This is a genomic window from Thiothrix eikelboomii (assembly GCF_900167255.1).
In the GTDB taxonomy this organism is placed as follows: Bacteria; Pseudomonadota; Gammaproteobacteria; order Thiotrichales; family Thiotrichaceae; genus Thiolinea; species Thiolinea eikelboomii.
This window is the reverse complement of record NZ_FUYB01000007.1, coordinates 53,365-76,064: the sequence shown is the minus strand read 5'-3', so window position 1 is coordinate 76,064 and position 22,700 is coordinate 53,365. Positions and strand designations below refer to the sequence as shown.

General features: G+C 46.8%; 21 protein-coding genes. 13 read left to right on the top strand and 8 right to left on the bottom strand.

Annotated features, from left to right (window positions below; genetic code table 11):
- Window positions 1-53: 53 nt before the first annotated feature.
- From B5D50_RS09390 to mnmH, 10 genes are all read left to right on the top strand, one after another.
- A complete protein-coding gene (locus tag B5D50_RS09390) occupies window positions 54-1,235 on the top strand; it encodes a phosphoglycerate kinase (protein ID WP_078922347.1) in 1,182 nt (393 codons plus the stop codon).
- The gene (gene pyk / locus B5D50_RS09385) at window positions 1,232-2,674 is read left to right on the top strand and encodes a pyruvate kinase (RefSeq protein ID WP_078922345.1); all 1,443 of its coding nucleotides are present in this window, start codon (window positions 1,232-1,234) and stop codon (window positions 2,672-2,674) included. Before B5D50_RS09390 ends, pyk begins: the two co-directional genes overlap by 4 nt.
- A gap of 45 nt (window positions 2,675-2,719) precedes the next feature.
- Window positions 2,720-3,784, top strand: coding sequence for a class II fructose-bisphosphate aldolase (gene fba, locus B5D50_RS09380; protein WP_078922344.1), 1,065 nt, complete (start codon window positions 2,720-2,722; stop codon window positions 3,782-3,784).
- Between the two features lie 128 nt (window positions 3,785-3,912).
- Window positions 3,913-4,701 (top strand): inositol monophosphatase family protein, encoded by a 789-nt coding sequence (locus B5D50_RS09375; protein WP_078922343.1) that lies wholly within the window; start codon window positions 3,913-3,915, stop codon window positions 4,699-4,701.
- A 137-nt stretch (window positions 4,702-4,838) separates the two neighbouring features.
- Window positions 4,839-7,208: a type II secretion system secretin GspD gene (gene gspD, locus B5D50_RS09370; protein ID WP_078922342.1), complete on the top strand. Its 2,370-nt coding sequence runs from the start codon at window positions 4,839-4,841 to the stop codon at window positions 7,206-7,208.
- A gap of 12 nt (window positions 7,209-7,220) precedes the next feature.
- A complete protein-coding gene (gene gspE / locus B5D50_RS09365) occupies window positions 7,221-8,750 on the top strand; it encodes a type II secretion system ATPase GspE (protein WP_078922341.1) in 1,530 nt (509 codons plus the stop codon).
- On the top strand, window positions 8,750-9,970 hold the full coding sequence (gspF, locus tag B5D50_RS09360; RefSeq protein ID WP_078922340.1) for a type II secretion system inner membrane protein GspF: 1,221 nt from the start codon (window positions 8,750-8,752) through the stop codon (window positions 9,968-9,970). Before gspE ends, gspF begins: the two co-directional genes overlap by 1 nt.
- 263 nt (window positions 9,971-10,233) lie before the next feature.
- On the top strand, window positions 10,234-11,244 hold the full coding sequence (locus tag B5D50_RS09355) for a sugar transferase (protein WP_078922339.1): 1,011 nt from the start codon (window positions 10,234-10,236) through the stop codon (window positions 11,242-11,244).
- Window positions 11,245-11,301: 57 nt separating this feature from the next.
- A complete protein-coding gene (gene selD / locus B5D50_RS09350; protein WP_078922338.1) occupies window positions 11,302-12,342 on the top strand; it encodes a selenide, water dikinase SelD in 1,041 nt (346 codons plus the stop codon).
- A 1-nt stretch (window position 12,343) separates the two neighbouring features.
- A complete protein-coding gene (gene mnmH / locus B5D50_RS09345; RefSeq protein ID WP_078922337.1) occupies window positions 12,344-13,480 on the top strand; it encodes a tRNA 2-selenouridine(34) synthase MnmH in 1,137 nt (378 codons plus the stop codon).
- 42 nt (window positions 13,481-13,522) lie between these two features.
- Here the strand turns inward: mnmH and B5D50_RS09340 are convergent, their stop codons facing one another.
- Window positions 13,523-15,157 carry an alpha-D-glucose phosphate-specific phosphoglucomutase gene (locus tag B5D50_RS09340; RefSeq protein WP_078922336.1) on the bottom strand — a complete coding sequence of 545 codons (1,635 nt, stop codon included), beginning with the start codon at window positions 15,155-15,157 and terminating at the stop codon, window positions 13,523-13,525.
- Window positions 15,158-15,274: 117 nt separating this feature from the next.
- Here B5D50_RS09340 and B5D50_RS09335 point away from each other — a divergent pair, with 117 nt between their 5' ends.
- Window positions 15,275-15,739, top strand: a complete 465-nt coding sequence (locus tag B5D50_RS09335) for a DUF1249 domain-containing protein (RefSeq protein WP_078922335.1) — start codon at window positions 15,275-15,277, stop codon at window positions 15,737-15,739.
- A gap of 184 nt (window positions 15,740-15,923) precedes the next feature.
- A complete protein-coding gene (locus B5D50_RS09330) occupies window positions 15,924-16,409 on the top strand; it encodes a Fe-S cluster assembly transcription factor (RefSeq protein WP_078922334.1) in 486 nt (161 codons plus the stop codon).
- 4 nt (window positions 16,410-16,413) lie between these two features.
- Here B5D50_RS09330 and B5D50_RS09325 read toward each other — a convergent pair whose 3' ends face one another.
- The 5 genes from B5D50_RS09325 to B5D50_RS09305 all read right to left on the bottom strand — a co-directional run bounded on the left by B5D50_RS09325 (window position 16,414) and on the right by B5D50_RS09305 (window position 20,142).
- Entirely contained in the window at window positions 16,414-17,199 is a 786-nt protein-coding gene (locus tag B5D50_RS09325) for a metallophosphoesterase (protein ID WP_078922333.1), read from the bottom strand.
- A 219-nt stretch (window positions 17,200-17,418) separates the two neighbouring features.
- Window positions 17,419-17,796, bottom strand: a complete 378-nt coding sequence (locus B5D50_RS09320) for a DUF423 domain-containing protein (protein ID WP_078922332.1) — start codon at window positions 17,794-17,796, stop codon at window positions 17,419-17,421.
- A 172-nt stretch (window positions 17,797-17,968) separates the two neighbouring features.
- Window positions 17,969-18,640: a class I SAM-dependent methyltransferase gene (locus B5D50_RS09315; RefSeq protein ID WP_078922331.1), complete on the bottom strand. Its 672-nt coding sequence runs from the start codon at window positions 18,638-18,640 to the stop codon at window positions 17,969-17,971.
- Between the two features lie 4 nt (window positions 18,641-18,644).
- Complete coding sequence (locus tag B5D50_RS09310) at window positions 18,645-18,848, bottom strand: SlyX family protein (RefSeq protein ID WP_078922330.1); 204 nt, start codon at window positions 18,846-18,848, stop codon at window positions 18,645-18,647.
- A gap of 76 nt (window positions 18,849-18,924) precedes the next feature.
- Window positions 18,925-20,142, bottom strand: a complete 1,218-nt coding sequence (locus B5D50_RS09305; protein ID WP_078922329.1) for an argininosuccinate synthase — start codon at window positions 20,140-20,142, stop codon at window positions 18,925-18,927.
- A 205-nt stretch (window positions 20,143-20,347) separates the two neighbouring features.
- Here B5D50_RS09305 and B5D50_RS09300 point away from each other — a divergent pair, with 205 nt between their 5' ends.
- The gene (locus B5D50_RS09300; protein ID WP_078922328.1) at window positions 20,348-20,818 is read left to right on the top strand and encodes a hypothetical protein; all 471 of its coding nucleotides are present in this window, start codon (window positions 20,348-20,350) and stop codon (window positions 20,816-20,818) included.
- Window positions 20,819-20,849: 31 nt separating this feature from the next.
- Here the strand turns inward: B5D50_RS09300 and B5D50_RS09295 are convergent, their stop codons facing one another.
- Both B5D50_RS09295 and B5D50_RS09290 read right to left on the bottom strand, forming a co-directional pair.
- Window positions 20,850-22,202, bottom strand: a complete 1,353-nt coding sequence (locus B5D50_RS09295; protein ID WP_078922327.1) for a radical SAM/SPASM domain-containing protein — start codon at window positions 22,200-22,202, stop codon at window positions 20,850-20,852.
- A 68-nt stretch (window positions 22,203-22,270) separates the two neighbouring features.
- Window positions 22,271-22,699, bottom strand: coding sequence for a hypothetical protein (locus B5D50_RS09290; protein WP_078922326.1), 429 nt, complete (start codon window positions 22,697-22,699; stop codon window positions 22,271-22,273).
- Between the last annotated feature and the right edge of the window lies 1 nt (window position 22,700).

Here is a 22,700-nt window from a genome sequence, read left to right as displayed (position 1 = left end):
AGCTTTAGGTGCTGGTTTTAAATAACTGATTTAATGCTTCGAGGAGTGAGCTCATGGCTTTTATTAAAATGACTGATTTGGATCTCAAGGGCAAACGTGTCCTGATCCGCTCTGATTTAAATGTTCCGGTCAAAGAGGGCAAAGTTACCTCGGATGCCCGGATTACAGCTTCAATGGCGACTATCGAGCAGGCCTTAGCCGCTGGCGCCAAAGTGATGGTCACTTCACATCTAGGTCGCCCGACTGAAGGCGAATGGTCGGAAGAAGTCTCGTTAAAGCCTATTGCTGACAATATCGCTGCTCGGTTAGGCAAGCCTGTGCGCTTGATTAAAGATTGGGTGGAGGGTGGCTTTGAGGTCGCCGAAGGCGAATTAGTCATTCTGGAAAATTGCCGCATCAATAAAGGCGAAAAGAAAAATAGCGAAGCAACCGCCAAGCAATACGCTGCGCTGTGTGATGTATTTGTGATGGATGCTTTTGGTACAGCCCATCGTGCAGAAGCTTCAACTTATGGGGTGGGTTTGTATGCTCCGATTGCTGCTGCGGGTATTTTAATGACGGAAGAGTTAGATGCTCTCGGCCAAGCTTTAGCTAATCCAGCTCGCCCGATGGTAGCGATTGTGGGTGGTTCGAAAGTGTCAACTAAATTGACCGTGTTAGAAGCACTTGCAGAAAAGGTCGACCAATTAGTTGTTGGTGGTGGGATTGCCAATACTTTTTTAAAGGCAGTGGGTCATAATGTCGGTAAATCGCTTTGTGAGGCGGATTTAGTCCCGACAGCACAAAGCTTAATGCAAAAAATGACAGCCCGTGGCGCGAGTATTCCGATTGCTTCCGATGTGGTCTGTGGTAAGCAATTCGCGGCTGATGAACCCGCAGTTTTAAAAGCAGCGAATGCGGTTGAAGATGATGACATGATTTTTGATATTGGCCCCAACTCTGCACAGGAGTTAGTCGATATTATTATGCAAGCAGGCACTGTCGTCTGGAATGGCCCTGTCGGTGTGTTTGAGTTTGATCAGTTTGGGGCAGGCACAAAAGCCATTGCTGAAGCAATTGCTAAGACTCAAGCCTTTACCTTAGCGGGAGGCGGCGACACGATTGCAGCCATTCAAAAATACGATATTTATGATCAAATCTCTTATATCTCTACCGCTGGTGGCGCTTTCCTTGAGTATTTAGAAGGTAAAACCTTGCCAGCAGTCGCTATGCTAGAGCAGCGTGCTCAAGGATGAGACGCACTAAGATTGTTGCGACTTTAGGACCTGCTACGAATACGCCTGAAGCTTTAGAGGCTTTGGTGCGCGCAGGTGTGGATGTGGTGCGGTTAAATTTTTCGCACGGTCGTTTACAAGAGCATCAGCAGCGCGCTCAAATGGTTCGGGATGCTGCCCAGAAAGTTGGACGCACAGTGGGGATTTTGGGGGATTTACAAGGGCCGAAACTCCGCATTGCGCAATTTCGTGATGGCAAAATCAACCTAGCCCCCGGTGATAGCTTTATCCTCGACGCTGCCTTAGCCGCTGATGCAGGTGATCAAGCTCGAGTAGGTTTAGGCTATAAAGAGTTGGTGAAGGATGTTTCTATCGGTGACGAGCTGTGGTTGGATGATGGGCGGATTGTCCTTGTGGTGGACGCTATTTTGGGACAGGAAATCCACACTCGGGTGCTGAATGGCGGCGTACTGTCTAATAATAAAGGCTTAAATCGACGCGGAGGTGGGTTATCTGCTGCTGCCTTGACAGTAAAAGATATCGAAGATATTCAAATTGCTGCCGCGATTAAAGTTGATTTTCTGGCCGTCTCTTTTCCACGTCAGGCAGCCGATCTGCATGAGGCAAGGCGTTTATTGCAGGAAGCGGGTGGTTCAGCCGCGTTAGTGGCTAAGATTGAGCGGGCTGAAGCGGTATGTCAGCCTGAGATGGATGAAATTCTCTTGGCGGCTGATGTGATTATGGTCGCACGAGGGGATTTAGGGGTGGAGATTGGCGATGCTAAACTGCCCTTAACCCAAAAGAATTTGATTAAGCGCGCTCGTGAGTTGAATCGAGCCGTCATTACAGCCACCCAAATGATGGAAACGATGATCGACCATCCGATCCCAACTCGGGCTGAAGTATTTGACGTGGCGAATGCCGTGATTGATGGTACGGATGCGGTGATGTTATCCGGTGAAACGGCGGTGGGTAAACATCCGGCTTTGGTGGTGCAGACGGTGGCAGCGATTTGCCTAGAGGCTGAGCAGGCGATTGAAGTACGTACCTCGCGGCATCGGATGGCGGAAAAGTTTGAGCGGATTGATGAAGCAATTGCGATGGCGACGATGTATGCGGCTAATCATTTGGGCGTGCGGGCGATAGCCGCTTTAACTGAGTCAGGTTCGACCCCCTTATGGATGTCGCGGATTAGCTCAGGTATTCCAATTTATGCTTTGACCTCACGCGAAGAGACTGCGCGTCGGGTCAGTTTATATCGTGGCGTTTATCCCGTCTGGGTGCGGCAAGCGATCAGTGATCCAAAAGTAGCGAATCGTGAAGCAGTTGAGCGGCTTTTGCAGGAAAAAATTGTCGCAGACGGTGATTGGGTGATTATTACCAAGGGTGATTTGATGGGGCTACAAGGTGGCACCAATATGTTGAAAATCTTACGGGTGGGCGAACATCATAATGGCTAATAAGCCGTGCCTGTGTTTCAAGTTGTTTAAGTAAGGAGAATCTTCATGGCTTTAATTTCTATGCGCCAATTATTAGATCATGCTGCTGAGCATGGTTATGGGATGCCTGCGTTTAATGTGAACAATATGGAGCAGGTGCATGCAATTATGCAGGCAGCCGATGCAACCAATTCACCGGTGATTATGCAAGGTTCAGCAGGAGCACGCTCCTATGCGGGTGAGCCATTTTTGCGCCATTTGATTTTGGCGGCGATTGAGATGTATCCGCATATTCCGATTTGTATGCATCAAGATCATGGTTCTGAGCCTGCTGTCTGTTTCCGCTCGATTCAATCCGGTTTCTCTTCCGTGATGATGGATGGTTCGTTGATGGCGGATGCTAAGACCCCTGCTAGCTATGAATACAATGTGGATGTTACGCGCAAGGTCGTGGATTTAGCCCATGCTTGCGGGGTGTCAGTGGAGGGTGAATTAGGCTGCTTAGGCTCACTCGAAACGGGCATGATGGGTGAGGAAGATGGACATGGCGCGGAAGGTCAATTAGATCATTCGATGCTGTTAACTGACCCCGAAGAAGCGGCTGATTTTGTGCGTAAAACAGGCGTAGATGCTCTAGCAATTGCGATTGGTACTTCACACGGCGCGTATAAGTTTACCAAAAAGCCAACAGGAAATGTCTTGCGGATTGATCGGGTCAAAGAGATTCATGCTCGGATTCCGAGTGTGCATTTGGTGATGCATGGCTCATCTTCTGTGCCAGAAGATTGGTTAGCGATTATTAATAATTATGGCGGTGATATGGGGCAAACTTATGGTGTGCCGGTTGAAGAAATCGTCGAAGGTATCAAGCATGGTGTGCGTAAGGTAAATATTGATACGGATTTGCGGATGGCTTCAACGGGATCAATTCGTAAACACTTGCAAGAAAATCGCTCGAATTTTGACCCACGTAAATTCTTGAAAGACTCTACTAAAGGCATGATGGAAATTTGCAAAGCACGTTATGAGGCTTTTGGTTCAGCAGGTATGGCGGATAAAATTAAGCCCGTCTCCTTAGAAACCATGTTTAAACGTTACGCATCAGGTGAGTTAAATCCTCGAGTGGCTTAATTTTAACAGGTAAGTCGCGTGTGATCTGATTGAGAAAGGAGCTTCGGCTCCTTTTTCTTTTTAAGCCTAGCTTGAACTTGTGCTATTCTAAGGCCCCGATTATTGCGTTCTCTGTTTGAGCTTAAATCATGCATCCAATGTTAAATATTGCTACCCGTACTGCCCGTCAAGCGGGAGATCTTATTCGTCGTTATGTAGGTGATCTGGATAAAGTACGGATTCAACTCAAGGATGCGAATGATTTCGTTTCTGAAGTGGATAAGCAGGCTGAGCGCGAAATTATTCAGGCTTTACGTCGAGCCTATCCTGATCATGCCATTTTAGGTGAAGAGTCTGGCCAGCACGGCGATGAGACAGCAGAATATCAATGGGTGATTGATCCCTTAGATGGAACGACCAATTTTCTCTATGGTTTGCCCCATTTTGCGGTCTCGATTGGCTTAAAGCAACGTGGGCGCTTATTGCTTGGGGTGGTGTATGACCCCTTGCGGGATGAGCTGTTTGCCGCCGCCCGTGGAGAAGGGGCGACTTTGAATAATCGTAGGATTCGCGTGAGTTCGCGTCCCTCGTTAGAAAATGCTTTATTAGCAACAGGAGTGCCTTTTCGGGCTAATCAAAATCTAGACCTGTATTTAGATACTTTACGAGTTTTAGTCCCCGGTACAGCGGGTGTGCGTCGCTTTGGTTCAGCAGCTTTGGATTTAGCTTGGGTAGCTTGTGGGCGCTATGATGGTTTTTGGGAATTTGGTTTACAAGCTTGGGACCTAGCTGCAGGTGCTTTGATTATTCAAGAAGCAGGCGGTTTAGTGGGTGATTTACACGGCGGTAGCGAGCACTTAACGAACGGCAATTTATTAGCAGCGAATCCAAAAGTATTTAAAGAAATGCTGCAACGTTTACATCCAGTCTTAAAGTAAACATCACTCTTACTAGTAATTGACATGACAGGATTGTAATTTGAGTTGGTGTAGGAAAAAAGCTACATTCACCGACACGATACAATGTGGTTTATTGCGCTTGTTATTGTGTTCTGACTCCTTTAGGTTATGAAGTAATGATAGAAAACAACATGGTCAAGCGGGCTGCAAGACTCAGTCTATTTTCAGTAGCTTGTCTATTCGGGGCCGCCACTTTCTCGGTGGCAGAAGCTGAAACACCACGCATTAATTTACAGAATACGGATGTTCGTTCCTTAGTGGAGGTGGTTTCACGCCTAACAGGAAAGAACTTTGTGATTGATCCTCAAGTTGGCAAAGGGAGTATCACTTTTGTCTCAGGTAAAGGCTTGAGTGAGGAAGAATTTTATGAGGCCTTTCTTTCGATCTTGCAAGTACATGGTTTAGAAGCGATTGAGGCCGGCAATATTATTAAAATAGTGCCGCTTGGTAAGGCGCGCTCACAAGTCGCACCGATTTATGAGGCAGACCCAACCAAGCCCGCTCCCAAAGTGGATGTGGATGAAACCATTACTCAGGTTTTTAAGCTGCAATATATTCCGGTAGCCACGGCCGTTCAGACCCTTACTCCCTTAGCAGGTCAAGGTGAAACCCGCATTCAATTTAATCAATCGAGTAATTCAGTGATTGTCACGGGGCGTGGGCAAAACGTATCGCGCCTAGCCGAAGTGATTCGCAGCATTGACCAGCCGGATAATAAAGATTTTGAATTGATTGGCCTAAAGTTCTCGGTGGCCAGTCAGCTTGCCCAAACCCTGCGTGATCTCTTAGGTTCAACCGCCGTCGGCCCTGAGGGTGTGCAGTTACCGCAACAAGTACGCATTTCAGTGGATGAGCGAACCAATAGTATTTTGGTGGCCGGGGATAAATCGGATCGAGAGCGCGTGCGCAGTGTGATTGCACGTTTAGATATTCCGCGTACTCAGCCGGGTGAAACCCAAGTAGTACCTTTAAAATACGCTGTTGCTTCGCAGTTAATTCAAACCTTAAAAGAACTACAAGTCGGTTCAACCGTGATTGTCACGGGTGGAGCTGAAGGTGCGCCCGCGACGGCTGCGAATGCGGTGCCCCCGTCTAAACAAGTACGGATGGCAGCAGATGAGCGCACGAATAGCATTCTGATTTCAGGGCAAAAAGCTGAGCGTGAGCAGATTGTTGCTGCCATTGCTAAATTAGATATTCCCCGTTCGGGTTCAGGTGGCACTCGTGTCATTCCTTTGCGTTATGCCAAAGCAGAGGATTTAGTCAAAGTCTTGAACGATGCTTCCAAAGGTATTGTGGAGCAAACTGCAGGCACAGCGGCTGCTGCCGGTGCAGCGCCAGCAGCGGCTAAATCCGGTGGTTTAGGTACTGAAGTGAGTATCTTGGCGGATAAAACCAGCAATTCGATTATTCTGTCGGGGCCTGCGCATATTCAAAAAGATTTACTTAAGGTGGTTTACCAGCTGGATCGGCGGCGTGGTCAAGTGTTGGTTGAAGCGATTATTGCTGAAGTCTCGAATGATTTATCCAGCAGGCTAGGTTTTGGCGTGGCGGCGATGGATGCAAATGTTGGTAAAACCGGATTGATTGGTACGAGTAATTTCGGAGGCTTAAATACCGCTTTACAATTAGGCCAAGGAACCATCACCTCTTTGCCAAGTGGTTTATTGATGGGGGTGGCCAATGGCAATTTTGGTATTGTCATGGATGCCTTAAAAGGCGATGGGGCAACCAATATCTTGTCTACACCGACCATTCTTACGATGGATAATGAAGAAGCCAAAATGGTTGTCGGTCAAAACGTACCCTTTGTAACAGGCTCTTATGCCAGTTCGGCCTCAGGTGGTACGGCACAGAATCCTTTCCAAACCATTGAGCGTAAAGACGTAGGTTTAACTCTGAAGGTTACTCCACAAATTAATCGTGGCAAAACCATTCAGATGAAAATTTCCCAAGAGGCTTCCAGTGTTTCTTCTAGTGGGGCCGCCTCTGATTTAATTACGAATAAGCGTTCAATTGATACCAATGTGATGGTCGAAGATGGGCAAATCTTAGTTTTGGGTGGCTTAATTCAAGACAATTTTAATGATTCTGAAAGTAAAGTACCGATTTTATCGGATATTCCAGTGATTGGTGAGGCGTTTAAACAAAATAGTACGCAACGCAGCAAACAAAACTTAATGGTCTTTATTCATCCGGTGATTTTGCCAGATCGTGAGGCAGCTGATGCCTATAGCCGCAGTAAATACCATACTCTGCAACGTCAACAGCAGCAAAGCAAAGTGTTGCAACGGGGGCGTTTAGGCGCTGCGGCTGTTTTCCCAGATATTGAATGCTTTGATTGCAAAAAAGGCAGTGTGGACTCTTTGCATTTCCCCGCTAAGCCCAGCCAAAAGCCCATTACGCAACGCCCTGCACCCCCTCAGCCTGCTCGACCTGCTGAAGATGATTGTGTACCCGGTTTCTGTCAAATTAATGAGAAGTGAGTATACATTTTCATGGCCGAACCCGGAGTTTTAAGCGTCGATCAGGATGCAGCCAATGAGATTTTTTTGTTGCCCTATGCCTTTGCCAAGCGACATGGCGTTTTAATTGAGCACGAGGCAGTAGGTACGGTTTTACTCTATCGAGAGAGCCTCAAGCCTGCTGTCTTGATGGAGGTGCAGCGCAGTTGCTCCCGCATCCATGCAATGCGCCAAGTTGATGCAGCGAGTTTTGAGCGTTTATTAGCCGCCTGCTATGACCGTAGCCAAACGGGGGCGGCGATGATGCAGGAGCTAGGTGATGAGGCTGATCTGTATGATATTGCCGAAACCATGCCTGAGCCGGAGGATTTACTCGAAGCTGAAGATGATGCGCCGATTATTCGCCTGATTAATGCCTTGCTGTCGCAAGCAGTGAAGGAAAATGCCTCAGATATTCATATCGAAGCGTTTGAAACTCGGATGCAAGTGCGGATGCGGATTGATGGGGTGTTACGCGAGATTTTAGAGCCACCCCGTAAGCTAGCGCCCTTGATCATTTCGCGGATTAAAGTCATGGCACGCTTAGATATTGCTGAAAAGCGTGTCCCGCAAGATGGGCGTATTTCTTTGCGGCTCGCAGGGCGGGCTGTGGATGTACGGGTTTCTACTTTGCCCTCTGGGCATAGTGAGCGCGTGGTCTTACGTCTATTAGATAAGCAAGCAGGCCGCTTGAATCTGTCTAATTTGGGGATGGATCCTGAGGTACATGGGCGCTTAGCCAAACTGATTCAAAAGCCGCATGGCATTATTTTAGTCACCGGTCCGACAGGTTCAGGTAAAACCACGACCTTATATGCAGCGTTAGCGAATTTGAATGATGCTCGCCGCAATATCCTCACGGTCGAAGATCCGATTGAATATTATATTGATGGAATAGGGCAAACCCAAGTCAATACTAAGGTGGAAATGACCTTTGCACGCGGCTTGCGGGCTATTTTGCGCCAAGACCCTGATGTGGTAATGGTGGGCGAGATTCGTGACCTTGAAACCGCAGAAATTGCTGTCCAAGCCAGTTTAACCGGGCATTTAGTTTTTTCGACTTTGCATACTAATACTGCAGTGGGTGCAGTGCCACGCTTGCAGGATATGGGGGTCGAGCCTTATCTTCTTGCCTCGAGTTTATTGGGGGTAGCTTCCCAACGATTGGTGCGTACTTTGTGCGGTCAATGCAAGCAAGCTACCGAGGCGACGACCAGCGAAACTGAGCTGATTCAAGCCAATTCACAGTATGATTTACGCTATCAACACCCGATTATTTATCATCCAGTAGGTTGCCCTGCTTGTCGGCATAGCGGTTTTATAGGACGGACGGGGATCTATGAGGTCATTGAAATCGACAGCCAAGTGCGGCAAATGATTCATGATCGCTCGAGTGAGGTTGAGCTTGAGAAATATGTGCGGGGGCATACACCGAGCCTACGCGATGATGGGATTCGCTTAGTATTGGCGGGTAAAACCTCGTTGGATGAAGTTTTGCGGGTGACTCGTGAGGATGAGCGTTAATGCCGGCATTTGAGTATCTTGCACTCAATGGGGGGGGGAAAGAGGAGCGTGGTATTTTAGAGGCCGATACCGCTCGCCAAGTTCGCCAATTATTGCGAAATAGCTCGCTGACTCCCCTCGAAATCAATGAAGTTGTCCAAAAGCAAAAAAAAACGGATGGCGCTCGCTTATTTGGGGGGAGCTTAAATTCAGCTGATTTAGCCCTAATGACTCGTCAATTAGCAACTTTAGTGGGGGCTGGTTCTCCGTTAGAAGAGGCTTTAGGGACGATAGTTCGTCAAACTGAGCGTAGTTCTTCGCGGCGTATTTTTTCAGCAATTCGCTCGCGGGTCATGGAAGGGCATACTTTAGCTTCTTCTTTGGGGCAGTTTCCCTCGGCATTTCCTTCACTGTATCGCGCAACCATTGGGGCAGGTGAGCAGTCTGGGCATTTATCGCAAGTGCTGGATCGCCTCGCCGATTACACTGAGAATCGTCAACTTAATCAGCAAAAAGTCTCGACAGCTTTTGCCTATCCCGCTCTCTTGTCTTTAGTTGCAGTGGGGATAGTGATCGCCCTCTTGAAATTTGTCGTTCCGAATGTGATTAGTGTTTTTGATACCTTTGATGGGCAACTACCTACTCTGACTCGTATGCTAATTGCGAGTAGTAATTTTCTAGAGCGTCATGGGGTTACAGTGCTGATTGCCTTGGTGATTTTTGTATTTTTTGTCCGCTACCTGCTCAAGTTTCCATCTTGGCAAGCTCGTTATCATCGTTTATTGTTGAAATTACCTTTAGTCGGGCGCTTAGTACGTGGGATTAATACCGAGCATTTTGCCCGTACCTTAAGTATTTTGGCCTCTAGTGGTGTGCCTATTTTAGATGCACTGAAAATTGCAGGGGGAGTGGTGAATAATATTCCCATGCGCACGGCGGTCGAAGAAGCCACGGTGAAGGTTCGTGAGGGGATGGCGATCAATAAAGCTTTGCAGCAATCGGGTTATTTCCCGCCGATGGTGATCTATCTGATTGCCAGTGGTGAGGGCAGTGGTCAATTGGATCAAATGCTTGAGCGTGCTGCGATTCAGCAAGAGCGTGAAACTCAATCGCGGGTAACGAAAATGGTTAGTTTGCTCGAACCCTTATTAATTTTAATAATGGGTGGGGTTGTAACCCTGATTGTTTTAGCGATTATGATGCCAATTCTAAATATGCCACAGTTCATCCACAGGTCATGAAAACGGTTAGCTTGCTCGAACCCTTATTAATTTTAATAATGGGTGGGGTTGTAACCCTGATTGTTTTAGCGATTATGATGCCAATTCTAAATATGCCACAGTTCATCCGCTAATCACTGACAGTTATAGATTAGCTACTGGCGACTTCTTAGACCCTGTTCCATTATTTACTCGTACTTAAACTAATCCCGATCCGTAGAGCTGGGCTTGCATCCTCCAACTACAAAAACAGGGTCGGTTGTTTACTGAAAGAGTAAATAATCATGAGCCATAGCAACCATTATGCAGAGTTGCATCCATCCCCTTTGTTGAACTTTGTGGGTGATGTCAACTTATTAGCGTTTTCGCCAGCTAAAAATCCAGCAGCGCAAGCGCCCCCTTTGCCATCGCTGTATATTTATGCACCCGTGGCCGAATTACCTTATTTATATGCTGTGTTAGCTAAACTGGGTTTTGAGTGTTATTTTAATGCTGAAAGCTTGCAGCAATGGCAGGGTGTTAATGTTTGTTACTTTAAAAAGCAAGCACTTAGCCCGCAGCAACTGAAAGCCTTGCAAACGGTAGAAGAGCAGGGAACAGCGATTTGCTCTTTGCAGAATTTTATTGAGCAACATTTGCATTGGGTAGAGATTAATCTATTGGATGCTGAATATCTGCTCGAAATAGAGCAAGCCAGTGATTTGAATACCATCTGGCCTGATCGTTTGCGGCGGGTATTTGATTTATTAATAGCAAGTTTGCTATTAATATTATTAATGCCATTATTTTTGCCAGTAGCTTTAGCGATTCGCTTAGAATCCAAAGGGCCGATTTTCTTTAGGCAATTAAGAACGGGTTTATATAATCAAGAATTTGAAATTATTAAGTTTCGTTCGATGTATGAAAATGCTGAAAGTAATGGTGCACAATGGGCTTGCAAAAATGATAAGCGTGTCACGCGGGTGGGTCAGTTTATTCGTAAAACCCGACTGGATGAATTGCCCCAGTTATTCAATGTGTTGACAGGCGAAATGTCCCTAATTGGTCCGCGCCCTGAGCGTGAAGTCTTTATTAAAGACCTAGAAACAGCCGTGCCCTTTTATCGTTTTCGGCATTTGGTTAAGCCCGGGATCACCGGCTTAGCGCAGGTGATGTACCGCTATGGTGCGTCGGTTGAGGATGCGCGCTATAAGCATCGGTATGATTTATACTATATCCGGCATCGCAGTTGGTATTTAGACTTAAAAATACTGCTGAAAACCGTGCGTGTTGCTTTGACTGGAGAAGGAGTCTAGCCTTTAGGGCTTAGAATCTTCGATAATACAGCCTCTTTAGTTAGCTAAGAGGTTAGTATGACCCCCGTTCGTCTCACTGAATACAGTCATGGCGCAGGTTGTGGCTGCAAAATTTCGCCAGCGGTTCTTGATGTTATTTTAGATAGTCCGCTTGCCCCTAAGGTTTATTCGGCTTTATTGGTTGGCAATAGCTCGCGGGATGATGCGGCTGTCTATGATTTAGGTAATGGTACAGCGGTGATTAGTACCACGGATTTCTTTATGCCGATTGTGGATGATCCCTTCACTTTCGGGCGGATTGCCGCGACTAATGCCATTAGTGATATTTACGCTATGGGCGGCAAGCCTCTGATGGCGATTGCTATTTTTGGTTGGCCACTGGATAAGCTCGCCCCTGAAATTGGGCGGCAAGTGATCGAAGGGGGGCGTCAAGCTTGTCAAGATGCCGGTATACCCTTAGCGGGTGGGCATAGTATTGATGCACCTGAACCGATTTTTGGTCTGGCGGTGACAGGTCTAGTACAAGTTAAACATCTCAAGCAAAACAGTACCGCACAGGCGGGTGATCAGTTGTATCTGACCAAGCCCTTAGGCATTGGTATTCTCAGTACAGCTCAAAAACGTAAAATCCTACTGCCTGAACATAGCGAATTGGCGATAGCAACCATGTGTCAGCTCAATGATTTAGGGGCTGTATTGGGGACCTTGCCGAGTGTGCATGCCTTAACGGATGTCACGGGGTTTGGTTTGGGGGGGCATTTACGGGAAATGTGTGAAGCGAGTGGCTTGCAAGCCGTGTTAGCCTTTGAGCAGATTCCTTTGCTAGCGGGACTCGATACGTATCTAGCTCAAGATTGCACACCGGGTGGGACTCAGCGTAATTTTGCCAGCTACGGCTCGATATTTGGTGGTGAATTAAGTCTGCGTCAGCAGCAATTGCTCTGTGATCCACAAACCAGTGGTGGTTTACTGATTGCTCTTGCCCCTGAGCAAGAAGCCGAGTTTTTAGCGATTACCCAGCAGGCTGGATTTAATCTAGAGTCTATCGGTTATTTACGAGCGCCTGTACAAGGGCAACCCTTGATTAAGGTGGGCTAGCATGAATCGTGAGCACTTATTGCCAAACACCGAGCAGTTACCGGTGATTGAGGATTTAGCGGGCTTAGTGTTGGCAGCTCAAGCTTTAATAGATGTTCGTGCGCCGATTGAATTTCAGGAGGGGGCTGTTCCACAGGCGACCAATTTGCCCTTAATGAATGATGCTGAGCGCGCTATGATTGGCAAGCGTTACAAAGATGCAGGGCAAGATCAGGCTATACGCTTAGGTTTGGAATTGGTCAGTGGTGAGCAAAAAGCTAAGCGGATTGAGGCATGGCAACAGTTTGCCTTAGCTCATCCGCAGGGGGCCTTGTATTGCTTTCGGGGTGGTTTGCGCTCGCGGATTACTCAGCAATGGTTGTATTCAGCAACGGGGATTGCTTATCCACGGATTGCGGGTGGCTATAAAGCCTTACGCCGTTATTTGTTGGATGAATTAGCGGGCTTACCAAGACGTTATCAAGCCTATGTATTGAGCGGACGTACCGGTTGTGGGAAAACTCGCTTTTTAAATACCCTGAAGCAAGTTATTGATTTAGAGGGCTTAGCAAATCATCGTGGCTCGGCTTTTGGGGCGCAGGTGAAGCCTCAACCTAGCCAAATTGACTTTGAAAATGCGTTAACGATCAAACTCTTGCAACAGTTAGCTAAGGGCTATCAGCAGCTGGTATTTGAAGACGAAAGCCGCAGTATTGGCTCTATTCATTTGCCGGATAGTCTCTTTTTTAGTCTACGTACCGCTCCAATTGTATTGCTAGAAACTAGCCAAGCTGAACGCTTAGAGTTGACTTATCAAGATTATATTCTAGATAGACTGCAGGCATTTCAACAGCACTTCGGCGATCCCGACCAAGCTTTGATCGCTTTCAGGCAGTCGTTGCTGACGAGTTTGGCTAAACTACAAAAGCGCTTAGGCGGAGTACGCTATGCTAAAGCGTTGGCTTATTTGCAATTAGCCCTAGCCCAACAAGCCAAAACTGGCGAGACGCAATTGCATCAAGCATGGATTGAGTTTTTGTTAACTGATTATTACGATCCGATGTATGACTATCAAATCAGCCAAAAACGCGAGCGCATTGTTTTTGTGGGGGATATACAGGCGGTACTTGCGTTTTTTGCCAGCCACTCAATCCATTAAGCAGCTGGCCTTTGGTGTTGACCGCTTTAGGCCTTGACTCGGTTAGGTAATGACATCTGCATTGATACGCCCTGTGAATTCAGGGATTTTTGCTAAATCATTGGCAATATTGATCAGATCCGCTAAGGCCAATTGTGGGTCTTGGTCATGCTTGGCGGGGTCACTCTCATATTGCTCTAGATAGACCCGCAAAGTAGCGCCTTGTGTCCCTGTTCCAGAGAGACGGAAAATCAAGCGTGAGTCATCTGTAAAGAGAATACGAATACCTTGCTGAGCACTGGTTGAGCCATCCACCGGGTCGACATACATGAAATCATCGGCAGCCTTGACCTGTTTGCCATGTAACATTTGCCCCGGTAGTTTGTCGAATTGCTGGCGTAAATGCTCCATGAGGGTATTGGCTGAGGCGGTGGGAATCGCTTCATAATCATGGCGCGAATAATAGTTACGCCCATATTCAGCCCAATGCTGACGAACAATACTTGCTACCGATTCTTGTTTGACAGCCAAGAGATTTAACCAGAATAAGACCGCCCATAAACCGTCTTTCTCACGAATATGATTGGAGCTGGTACCAAAGCTTTCTTCACCGCACAGCGTAATTCGGCCTGCATCGAGTAAATTACCGAAAAATTTCCAGCCGGTTGGGGTTTCAAAGGCAGGGATACCTAAGCGGGCTGCAACCCGATCAGGGGCTTGGCTGGTCGGCATAGAGCGAGCAATCCCAGCTATTCCTTGTTGATAGCCCGGTACTAAATGCGCGTTTGCGGCTAGGATCGCTAAACTATCGCTGGGAGTGACAAAAAAATGATTGCCCAAAATCATATTGCGGTCACCATCGCCATCGGAGGCCGCACCAAATGCAATATTTTTGGGGGAATATAACAAGGCCATTAATTCTTTAGCATGCGCTTGGTTCGGGTCTGGATGTCCGCCACCAAAATTAGCCAAAGGTAGGCCATGCATAACTGTTCCTTGAGGCGCGCCTAAACGCTCTTCTAAAATAGTGTGTGCGTAGGGGCCGGTGACTGCATGCATGGCATCAAAACGCATGCTGAAATGTTCAGAGCGCAGGAGTTGGCTGATTTTGTCGAAATCAAAGATTTCTTCCATTAAGGCCATATAATCCGCCACCGAGTCAACCACCTCGATGTGCATCGAGTACAAGTCATACACGCCAACTTTATCAAGGGGGACGGGTTTGATCGGGGTAATTCGATATTCTTCAAGGGTTTTGGAGTTTTCGTAAATCGCTTCAGTGAAGCTTTCAGGTGCAGGGCCGCCATTACTGGTATTAAACTTAATCCCAAAATCACCGTCTGGCCCGCCCGGATTATGGCTAGCAGAAAGGATGATGCCACCTAAGGCCTGATGCTTGCGAATCAGATGAGAGGCAGCGGGGGTGGAGAGAATCCCGCCTTTACCCACTAGGATTTTCCCAATACCATTAGCCGCTGCCATCCGTAAAATGACTTGAATCGCTTCGCGGTTGAAATAGCGTCCATCTCCCCCCAGTATTAAGGTGCTGCCTTCACGCTCGGGTAAAGTATTAAAAATAGCTTGTACGAAGGTTTGTAGATAATCGGGCTTCTGGAATTGCTTGACGCTTTTGCGCAAGCCAGAAGTTCCGGGTTTTTGATCGTTATAAGGTACACAGGACACAATTTCGATATTCATGAGGTAGTGCCTAACTAGGTAGCTGTTATCATTGTAGGGTAGCTGCGCTAAGGAAAAGTACAGTCGTCTAACTGGCTGTACAGAGCGCTTGTAAAAAACTAAACACATTATGAAACCATGCTAATTAAAGAACAAGCCCCAGCCGTTGCCCCTGCTTTGCCAAATAGTTTTACAGGGCTGATGGATCTGTACGAAACCAATTATATGCAGCTGAAATTACTTCTAGGTTCAATACAGGCTTTACCTGACCAACAGTTAGCCCGCGTGGCAGAACGCTTGCCGGTGCGCTTAGAGGTTAGGGAGCGCAGTGCACATACGACTACTTTATTTATGACTTACGTCTTCAGTAGTTATACAGAGGCTGTACAAGCAACTCGCCCAGATTTACTCGTGCGTATTTATCATGATGCCTTGCAAGCCGAGGTTATTCATCATCGTTGTCGCTTTGATGAGCGCATGCTGCACAATCAACCCTTAGCTTTGGATAATATGCTCAGCTGTCGGTGGCGGATGAATCGTTTTTTATTCAAATGGATCAGTTATTTGCGTCGCCAAGGTTATGTCTTTCAAGAGAAAGATTAAGTTTTTGTAAACTTTGTGTATAAGCTTTTTCACTACTAATCAGCTACTATCTAAAAGATCGTAGATAGTAATACAAGTTTTGTAGAGAGATTTTGTTCAATATTGTTGATGAGTTTACTCAGTTAATTTATAATCTTGAGTAGATTAGTAAGGAATTAGTACCACAGTCAGTAGGAGCAGCGATATGAAGCTTTCAACAAAGGGACGGTACGCAGTAACTGCCATGATGGATCTGGCTATTCATGATTATGAAGGGCCGGTGACTTTGGCTGATATTTCGAATTGCCAAGGGATCTCTTTATCTTACCTAGAGCAGTTATTTGCAAAGTTACGTAAGTCTGGGTTAGTGGAAGGAGTCCGTGGGCCGGGTGGTGGTTATCGTTTAGGTAAGCCAGCTAGCCAGATTAGCATTGCCGATATTATTGCAGCCGTGGATGAAACAATTGATGCAACCCGTTGCAAGGGTAATGAAGATTGCCATGCCGGCGAGAAATGTTTAACACACCAACTGTGGACTGATCTCAGTAAGAGTTTGTATGAGTTTTTAGATGGTTTGACTTTAGCGAGCTTTATCAATCGTCCTGAAGTACGTGCAGTCGCACGTCGTCAAGACACGATGGCGAGCCGAATTGCCACCATGTTCCCACCACGGATGGCGGTCAGCCTCTAAAACTTTAAGCGGGCACCTTCACCTTCGCTGGTTCCCGCTTTTTATTTGTGACCAGCATTTTTTCTGTTTTTATACAAAACTGATGAATTTCAAGAGTTGGGTGGATTTCCATCAAAGTCAAATGGCCTAGGGTTTTTTCGGTCGTATAAGTAGCCCCAGTGTCAATATAACAAATATTGCCATATTGAAGTGGGCGCTGAATCGGTGTATGCCCAAAGATCACCATTTCAATCCCCGCAATCGGCTGAGTTCGCCCCATCATTTGGACTTGGCGGAAACGTTGCCGCGACCATAAGGCATGTTCACGGGTTTCTCTATCTTCAGCGAGGCTGCGCACGAAGCTCTGCCAGCTCATGCCATAGGGTATGTCTGCATGCACAACGCCGATCCGCCCAGCCAAGGTGTTGATTTCAATCGCAATGGGTAAGCGGCTAATCACACTACGAATCCGGGTGTGATAGGCCTCGGGTACTGAGCGCCACCAAGCACCGCCGTTAAAACCTAGCCAATTTTTAGCGACCGATGGACTCGAGGCAGCGTCGAGTAGCATTTGCTCGTGATTGCCCAAGACAGAGTGAAACCACGGATAATTCAAAAATTCAACGACCCGCCATGATTCGGGGCCACGGTCAATCAAATCCCCCACTGCGAAGACACGATCACGCTTGGGATTAAAATTGATCTGTACCAACATGAGCTCTAAGGCAGAAAAGTGACCATGTAGATCACCTACCACGAAATCGCGCCCCTGTGGGTTACGACTAAAAAACTTAAATAACTGATTCTGCATGGCTGCTCGACACTGGCATCCAGGAGTGCATTAAGGGGTTGGGTTAACAGCGAGTCCCATTATTAAAGTTGATTAAAACAACTTCTAGGTTTATCAGACTAGCGCAGCTAATCTTGAGCACCAACTGTTAGCTACAAATACTGCTTAAGCTGGGATTAAGCAAGTTATTTTATTAGAGTGACTCAGTTTAATTTAGGTTCAAGTTTCTCTAGGTGTTGATCAGTTTTTAATGTGCCAGCTTTGCCAAGCCAATAAGCCCCAGCCAAAGATAAAAGCCAAGCCACCCAAGGGCGTAATCATGCCAAACCCAGCCTGACCAGTGAGGACATAGGCATATAGACTGCCAGAGAAAAGGAGGATACCCACTATAAATGCCCAACCCGCCCACCGATACCCAGCACGAGCTTGCTGTTGCTCAAGCAAACCGACCAAGCCGAGTGCCAAGCTATGATAAAACTGATATTCCACTCCGGTATGAAAACGTTGCAAGCTATTAGCATCGACGAGCTTTTCTAAACCATGCGCACCGAATGCGCCTAAAATCACTGCCAGCATTCCAAAGAGCGCTGCAAATAGCAGACAATAGTTTTTTTTCAATCTAGAGATCCTTAAATGTATGGAGAGTGAGCACAAACGCCAGTTGTATCGTCTCATCCTGAAATTGATGGCTTGGTTTGGGATTTTACTCCTAGTTGGGATTTTTTTGCGCGGTTGTTGGGGGTAAGCACTTTAAACTTGTCACAGTTGGGCTTAGCTAATACGATGATACTTAAAAATGATACGGTAAATAAACATCATAGCGCACCGCTTTACCGCTGATAACAAATGCAGGTTTTAGATCCGCTAATTCCGGTGCAAGACGAGGGCGTTTAACGGTGACTCGATGTTTAGCAACACGGCGCGCTAAATCGAGCAGTTCACCAGCATCAGGATCATCACCAACGAGTTCTTGTAAAAAACGCATGTCTTTTTGTACCAAGGCTGATTTTTGTCGCTCAGGGAACATCGGGTCGAGATACACCACATCAGGTGTAAAATTAGGGCTTGCTAGCCAAGATAAAGCATCATCATGCTGTAAGTGCATCCGGCTAATAATGCTAGTTAATTGTGCCTCATGTGTTGCAGCAGCTCGCTGTAAGCCATCGGCTAATAGGGCGTGAACAATGGGTGAGCGTTCAAGTAAAGTCACTTGGCAACCTAGACTGGCGAGCACAAAAGCCTCTCGCCCTAAACCTGCAGTTGCATCTAAAACTTGGGGTGTTTTAAGTTTATGTAAACCAATCGCTTTGGCAAGATCTTGGCCTTTGCCACCACCAAATAGCAAACGGTGCCGGGCTTTACCCTCCACAAAATCAACATAAACAGCACCGACTTTAGGATCGAGGCTGTCTTGCAATTCCAAACGGTTGGGGGTTGCTACGAGTTGATAACGATTCGCCATTGCATTAATAATGGGGAGGTGGAGTTTCTTCCGCTTGGGAAGCAACCGCCGAAACCGATAAAGTTTTCAAGCGATCAGCGAGGATAGCGAGTTGTTGAGTGAGATTAAAAATGGCTTTTTGCTGCAAATACACCTGCTCACTTAAGGCTTCTAGGGTTTGCTCTTGCTCCATGAATTTAATTTCAAGTTCAGTGAGTCGATCTTGCATAGATATAGGGCTTAATTAATTTAAAAGCGGAGTAGGGCATATTGCCCTACTACTAAACACTGAAGGAAGCTTATTGTTAACGACCTTTATTCGCCGCAATCCGCATACGCAGCGCATTCAATTTAATAAAACCTTCGGCATCTTTTTGATTATAAGCGCCGCCGTCTTCATCAAAGGTCGCAATTTTAGTATCAAATAAACTATCGTCTGATTGGCGGCCAGCTACAATCACATTCCCTTTGTATAATTTTAACCGTACCACGCCATTCACATATTGCTGAGAATGATCAATCAGGGTTTGTAGCATTTGACGCTCAGGACTCCACCAATAACCGTTGTAAATCATCTCGGCGTATTTAGGCATGAGGCTATCTTTTAAATGGGCTACTTCACGATCTAAAGTAATGGACTCAATGGCTCGATGGGCTTTGAGCATAATCGTACCACCGGGGGTTTCATAGCAACCCCGTGATTTCATACCAACATAACGATTTTCAACTAAATCCAAGCGGCCAATCCCATTTTCGCCACCCAGTTTATTTAAGATAGTTAGCATCTCCGCTGGGCTTAAACTTTGCCCATTGAGGGCAACAGGATCACCTTGCTTATAAGTCAGCTCAATATACGTGGCTTGGTCAGGTGCAGTTTCTGGAGACACACTCCAACGCCACATATCTTCTTCAGCTTCGGCCCACGGCTCTTCTAAAATGCCACCTTCATAGGAAATATGCAGCAGATTTGCATCCATTGAATAAGGCGATTTCTTGCCTGCTTTTTTGAAGTCAACTGGAATATTGTGCTGTTCCGCATAGGCCATTAAGGAGTCACGTGAACCCATCGTCCATTCACGCCACGGAGCGATGACTTTTACACCGGGTTTTAAGGCATAAGCACCTAATTCAAAACGCACTTGGTCATTGCCCTTGCCTGTTGCACCATGCGAAATCGCGTCTGCACCGGCTTCATTGGCAATTTCCACTAAGCGTTTGGCGATCAGTGGGCGGGCAATCGAAGTGCCTAGCAAGTATTCGCCTTCATAAACCGTATTAGCGCGGAACATCGGGAACACAAAATCGCGCACAAACTCTTCACGTAAATCATTGATATAAATGTTTTCTGGCTTAATCCCCATCGCTAAAGCTTTCGCTCGTGCTGGCTCAACTTCTTCGCCTTGGCCAATATCGGCAGTAAAGGTGACGACTTCACATTGATAATTTTCTTGTAGCCATTTAACGATGATGGAGGTGTCCAAACCGCCAGAATAGGCGAGGACAACTTTCTTGACGGATGCCATGTCTGTGTTCCCTACAATCTTGTGAAAACGCGCATTATAGGCGGGTTGAGGAGGGATGGGAATCTAGTCAGCAGGTAAGTTGAGGTCGTTAACTGGTCATAAGCTCTAAATCCTAGCCCTATATTGGGTAGATTGGTATTTTTATTTACCCAAAATTTTGCTATATTGGGTATTTATTGGTATTTAATTTTAAGCGAGGTATCCCATGAAATCTGTTGTAGCCAGAAGTTTATGCGGTGTGTTAGCAGCTTTAGCTGTATCTACCGCGAATGCCAGTAGTTTTATGATTATCAGTGATCGTGATGCTGCCTTGTCTATCAATGCTTGGGGTAGTGCTAAGCATGGAACGATTGTGCGCTTACATCAAGGTTGTCAAGTCGATAATCCAGATTGCATGTGGATTTATCGTAATGGGATGATCTTGAGTGCGCGTGACCCTCAGTTGGCTTTAAATGCATGGGGTGGGGCTAAAAATGGAACAGCCCTACGCTTGCATAATGCGTGTACGCCTAGTAACCCTGACTGCACTTGGACTTTTAGCTCGGATGGGCGGATTTTAAGTAAGCGAGATTCTAATCTGGCGATTAATGCATGGGGCGTTGCACAGCATGGTACCGTTTTAAAATTATATGCGAACTGCCCTGCGGATAACCCGGATTGTACTTGGTCACGCTAAGCTAACATTTTCATTTTCATTGTTAATATGGCTAGCCCGAAGCAAGTGCTAAAGCCGTGCGTGTATTAGCAATATTATGGTGAATTTCATTGTTGAGCCGCTCAAGTATCTTAGGAACATCAGCTTGCCAAGCGGATGGCCATTGAACTTGATCCAAAGTGAAATGCCAAGGATCTTCTCCCCAAGATTCGTCCAGCGCTAGCTCATGAATGGTAAACTCGCCATTGTCAAACGGTAGGCCGCTGGCTTGGCGTTTCATAGTCAGATGCTCACGCACGCCATGAGCGGCTTTAACCAACGAGCGATGATGGCAATAGGGATTATTACCGCGCTTGTCAAAAAAGACATGAGCTGTCCAATTGCAAGCGCCACGGCATAATTCTGCAAAATCACAGGTTTTACAAAAGCCCCACAAATGGTCGGTAGCTGCTGATGTGCCTGCACTGAGATTAAATGTCAGTTCCTCACGCTCGGTGAGAATTTTGGCCAAAGCATGATCCCGAATATTACCGCCCGAATACGCTGAGGTCGGTAAGGACGGACAGGCTTTGATAACCCCATCCGCCTCAATTCCAATCGTCGCTAAACCCGCAGAACAGCCGCGCCAAAAAGCCCATTCATTATTTTCACGGCCAAAACTGCGCAATAAACGATCATACGGTCCGTAATAACCAAAATTATTCCCCGGCTGAACGATTAAACCTTCATGATGACCCCGTTGAGCCAGATAAGCGAGTAGGGGGTGAAAGCTGAGTAGTTCCGCAGGTTGTAGGAGGATTGCCGAATTATCCGCTGCATTCCCCATCGGTACGGTCATTTGAATTTGCCAAGCTTGAGCACCTGCTTGCAGCAAAGCTTCGTAAATTAATGGAAATTCAGGGGCAGACAGGCGATTGACTTGAGTATTTGCCCCAAACGGCAGGCCGACTGTGCGCAAATGCTGCATAGTCGTAAAGGCTTGCCGCCATGAATCGAGTTTGCCACGCAATTTATCATGAGTAGCTTTCATGCCGTCGATAGAGACTGAAAGCTGGTTAATGCCAGCCGCTTGCATGCGTTCGGCTGTGGTTAGGCTAATCCCATAACCGCCGGTCGTCATCGAGCAAATCATACCTGCTTGCACAATCTCGCGGGCTAGCTCTAGCCAATCTTTGCGTAGATAAGCCTCCCCGCCGATCAGTGTCACTTCGGTGATCCCTGCCTCTGCCATCTGATGCACTAAATCGAAAGCCTCAGCCGTACTCAATTCATTCGTGCGCGCCTCTCCTGCGCGTGAACCACAATGGGTACAGGCAAGATTACATTTTAAGGTAATCTCCCAAACGGCATAGCATTTGCGTTGGCGTGGCCGATAAGATTGTGAAGAAGACAGTGCGGTTTCCATGAGGATTCTCAGTTATTGTTAGTTATTGTGCTGGATTCAGTGTATCAGGTTAGATACTTCAGGCTAGTCTATTGACTAGACTCTAGCACTGAACCATAGACGGGTTGAGCGCCACCACCCTGCCACGGATCGGGTTCAATCACCACGCCATAGACTGGCTGGACAATCGGATCATCAATCAGGTCAGGATCAATAATCGCACCATAGACCGGCTGGACCATACCCGGATCGGGGTCAATCACTACACCATAGACGGGTTGAATAATAGGATCAGGGATTGGCTCAGGTTTAGGTGTAGGCTTACTGTTATTGTCTTTCAATTGCGCTAATAATTGCATCAGCAATTGTAGGATTAAAGACTGGGCTGACTGACCACCAAGGTTTGGGTTGCAGCCATTGAATTGATCTAAACGCTGCCGAGCCTGTACGGTTTGGCTTTGTGTATCGGGTTGACGGGGGAGGATAGTATTTTGCCCGCGTCGTGTTTGAATATCCATT

What these genes read in the sequence shown, in the direction of transcription:
- B5D50_RS09310 (WP_078922330.1), bottom strand. Translation starts at nt 18,848, where the DNA reads ATGCAAGATCGACTCACTGAACTTGAAATTAAATTCATGGAGCAAGAG.
- B5D50_RS09330 (WP_078922334.1), top strand. Translation starts at nt 15,924, where the DNA reads ATGAAGCTTTCAACAAAGGGACGGTACGCAGTAACTGCCATGATGGAT.
- B5D50_RS09340 (WP_078922336.1), bottom strand. Translation starts at nt 15,157, where the DNA reads ATGAATATCGAAATTGTGTCCTGTGTACCTTATAACGATCAAAAACCC.
- B5D50_RS09325 (WP_078922333.1), bottom strand. Translation starts at nt 17,199, where the DNA reads ATGCAGAATCAGTTATTTAAGTTTTTTAGTCGTAACCCACAGGGGCGC.
- B5D50_RS09305 (WP_078922329.1), bottom strand. Translation starts at nt 20,142, where the DNA reads ATGGCATCCGTCAAGAAAGTTGTCCTCGCCTATTCTGGCGGTTTGGAC.
- B5D50_RS09295 (WP_078922327.1), bottom strand. Translation starts at nt 22,202, where the DNA reads ATGGAAACCGCACTGTCTTCTTCACAATCTTATCGGCCACGCCAACGC.
- B5D50_RS09375 (WP_078922343.1), top strand. Translation starts at nt 3,913, where the DNA reads ATGCATCCAATGTTAAATATTGCTACCCGTACTGCCCGTCAAGCGGGA.
- B5D50_RS09390 (WP_078922347.1), top strand. Translation starts at nt 54, where the DNA reads ATGGCTTTTATTAAAATGACTGATTTGGATCTCAAGGGCAAACGTGTC.
- fba (WP_078922344.1), top strand. Translation starts at nt 2,720, where the DNA reads ATGGCTTTAATTTCTATGCGCCAATTATTAGATCATGCTGCTGAGCAT.
- gspE (WP_078922341.1), top strand. Translation starts at nt 7,221, where the DNA reads ATGGCCGAACCCGGAGTTTTAAGCGTCGATCAGGATGCAGCCAATGAG.
- gspD (WP_078922342.1), top strand. Translation starts at nt 4,839, where the DNA reads ATGATAGAAAACAACATGGTCAAGCGGGCTGCAAGACTCAGTCTATTT.
- B5D50_RS09315 (WP_078922331.1), bottom strand. Translation starts at nt 18,640, where the DNA reads ATGGCGAATCGTTATCAACTCGTAGCAACCCCCAACCGTTTGGAATTG.
- B5D50_RS09355 (WP_078922339.1), top strand. Translation starts at nt 10,234, where the DNA reads ATGAGCCATAGCAACCATTATGCAGAGTTGCATCCATCCCCTTTGTTG.
- mnmH (WP_078922337.1), top strand. Translation starts at nt 12,344, where the DNA reads ATGAATCGTGAGCACTTATTGCCAAACACCGAGCAGTTACCGGTGATT.
- selD (WP_078922338.1), top strand. Translation starts at nt 11,302, where the DNA reads ATGACCCCCGTTCGTCTCACTGAATACAGTCATGGCGCAGGTTGTGGC.
- gspF (WP_078922340.1), top strand. Translation starts at nt 8,750, where the DNA reads ATGCCGGCATTTGAGTATCTTGCACTCAATGGGGGGGGGAAAGAGGAG.
- B5D50_RS09300 (WP_078922328.1), top strand. Translation starts at nt 20,348, where the DNA reads ATGAAATCTGTTGTAGCCAGAAGTTTATGCGGTGTGTTAGCAGCTTTA.
- B5D50_RS09335 (WP_078922335.1), top strand. Translation starts at nt 15,275, where the DNA reads ATGCTAATTAAAGAACAAGCCCCAGCCGTTGCCCCTGCTTTGCCAAAT.
- pyk (WP_078922345.1), top strand. Translation starts at nt 1,232, where the DNA reads ATGAGACGCACTAAGATTGTTGCGACTTTAGGACCTGCTACGAATACG.
- B5D50_RS09290 (WP_078922326.1), bottom strand. Translation starts at nt 22,699, where the DNA reads ATGGATATTCAAACACGACGCGGGCAAAATACTATCCTCCCCCGTCAA.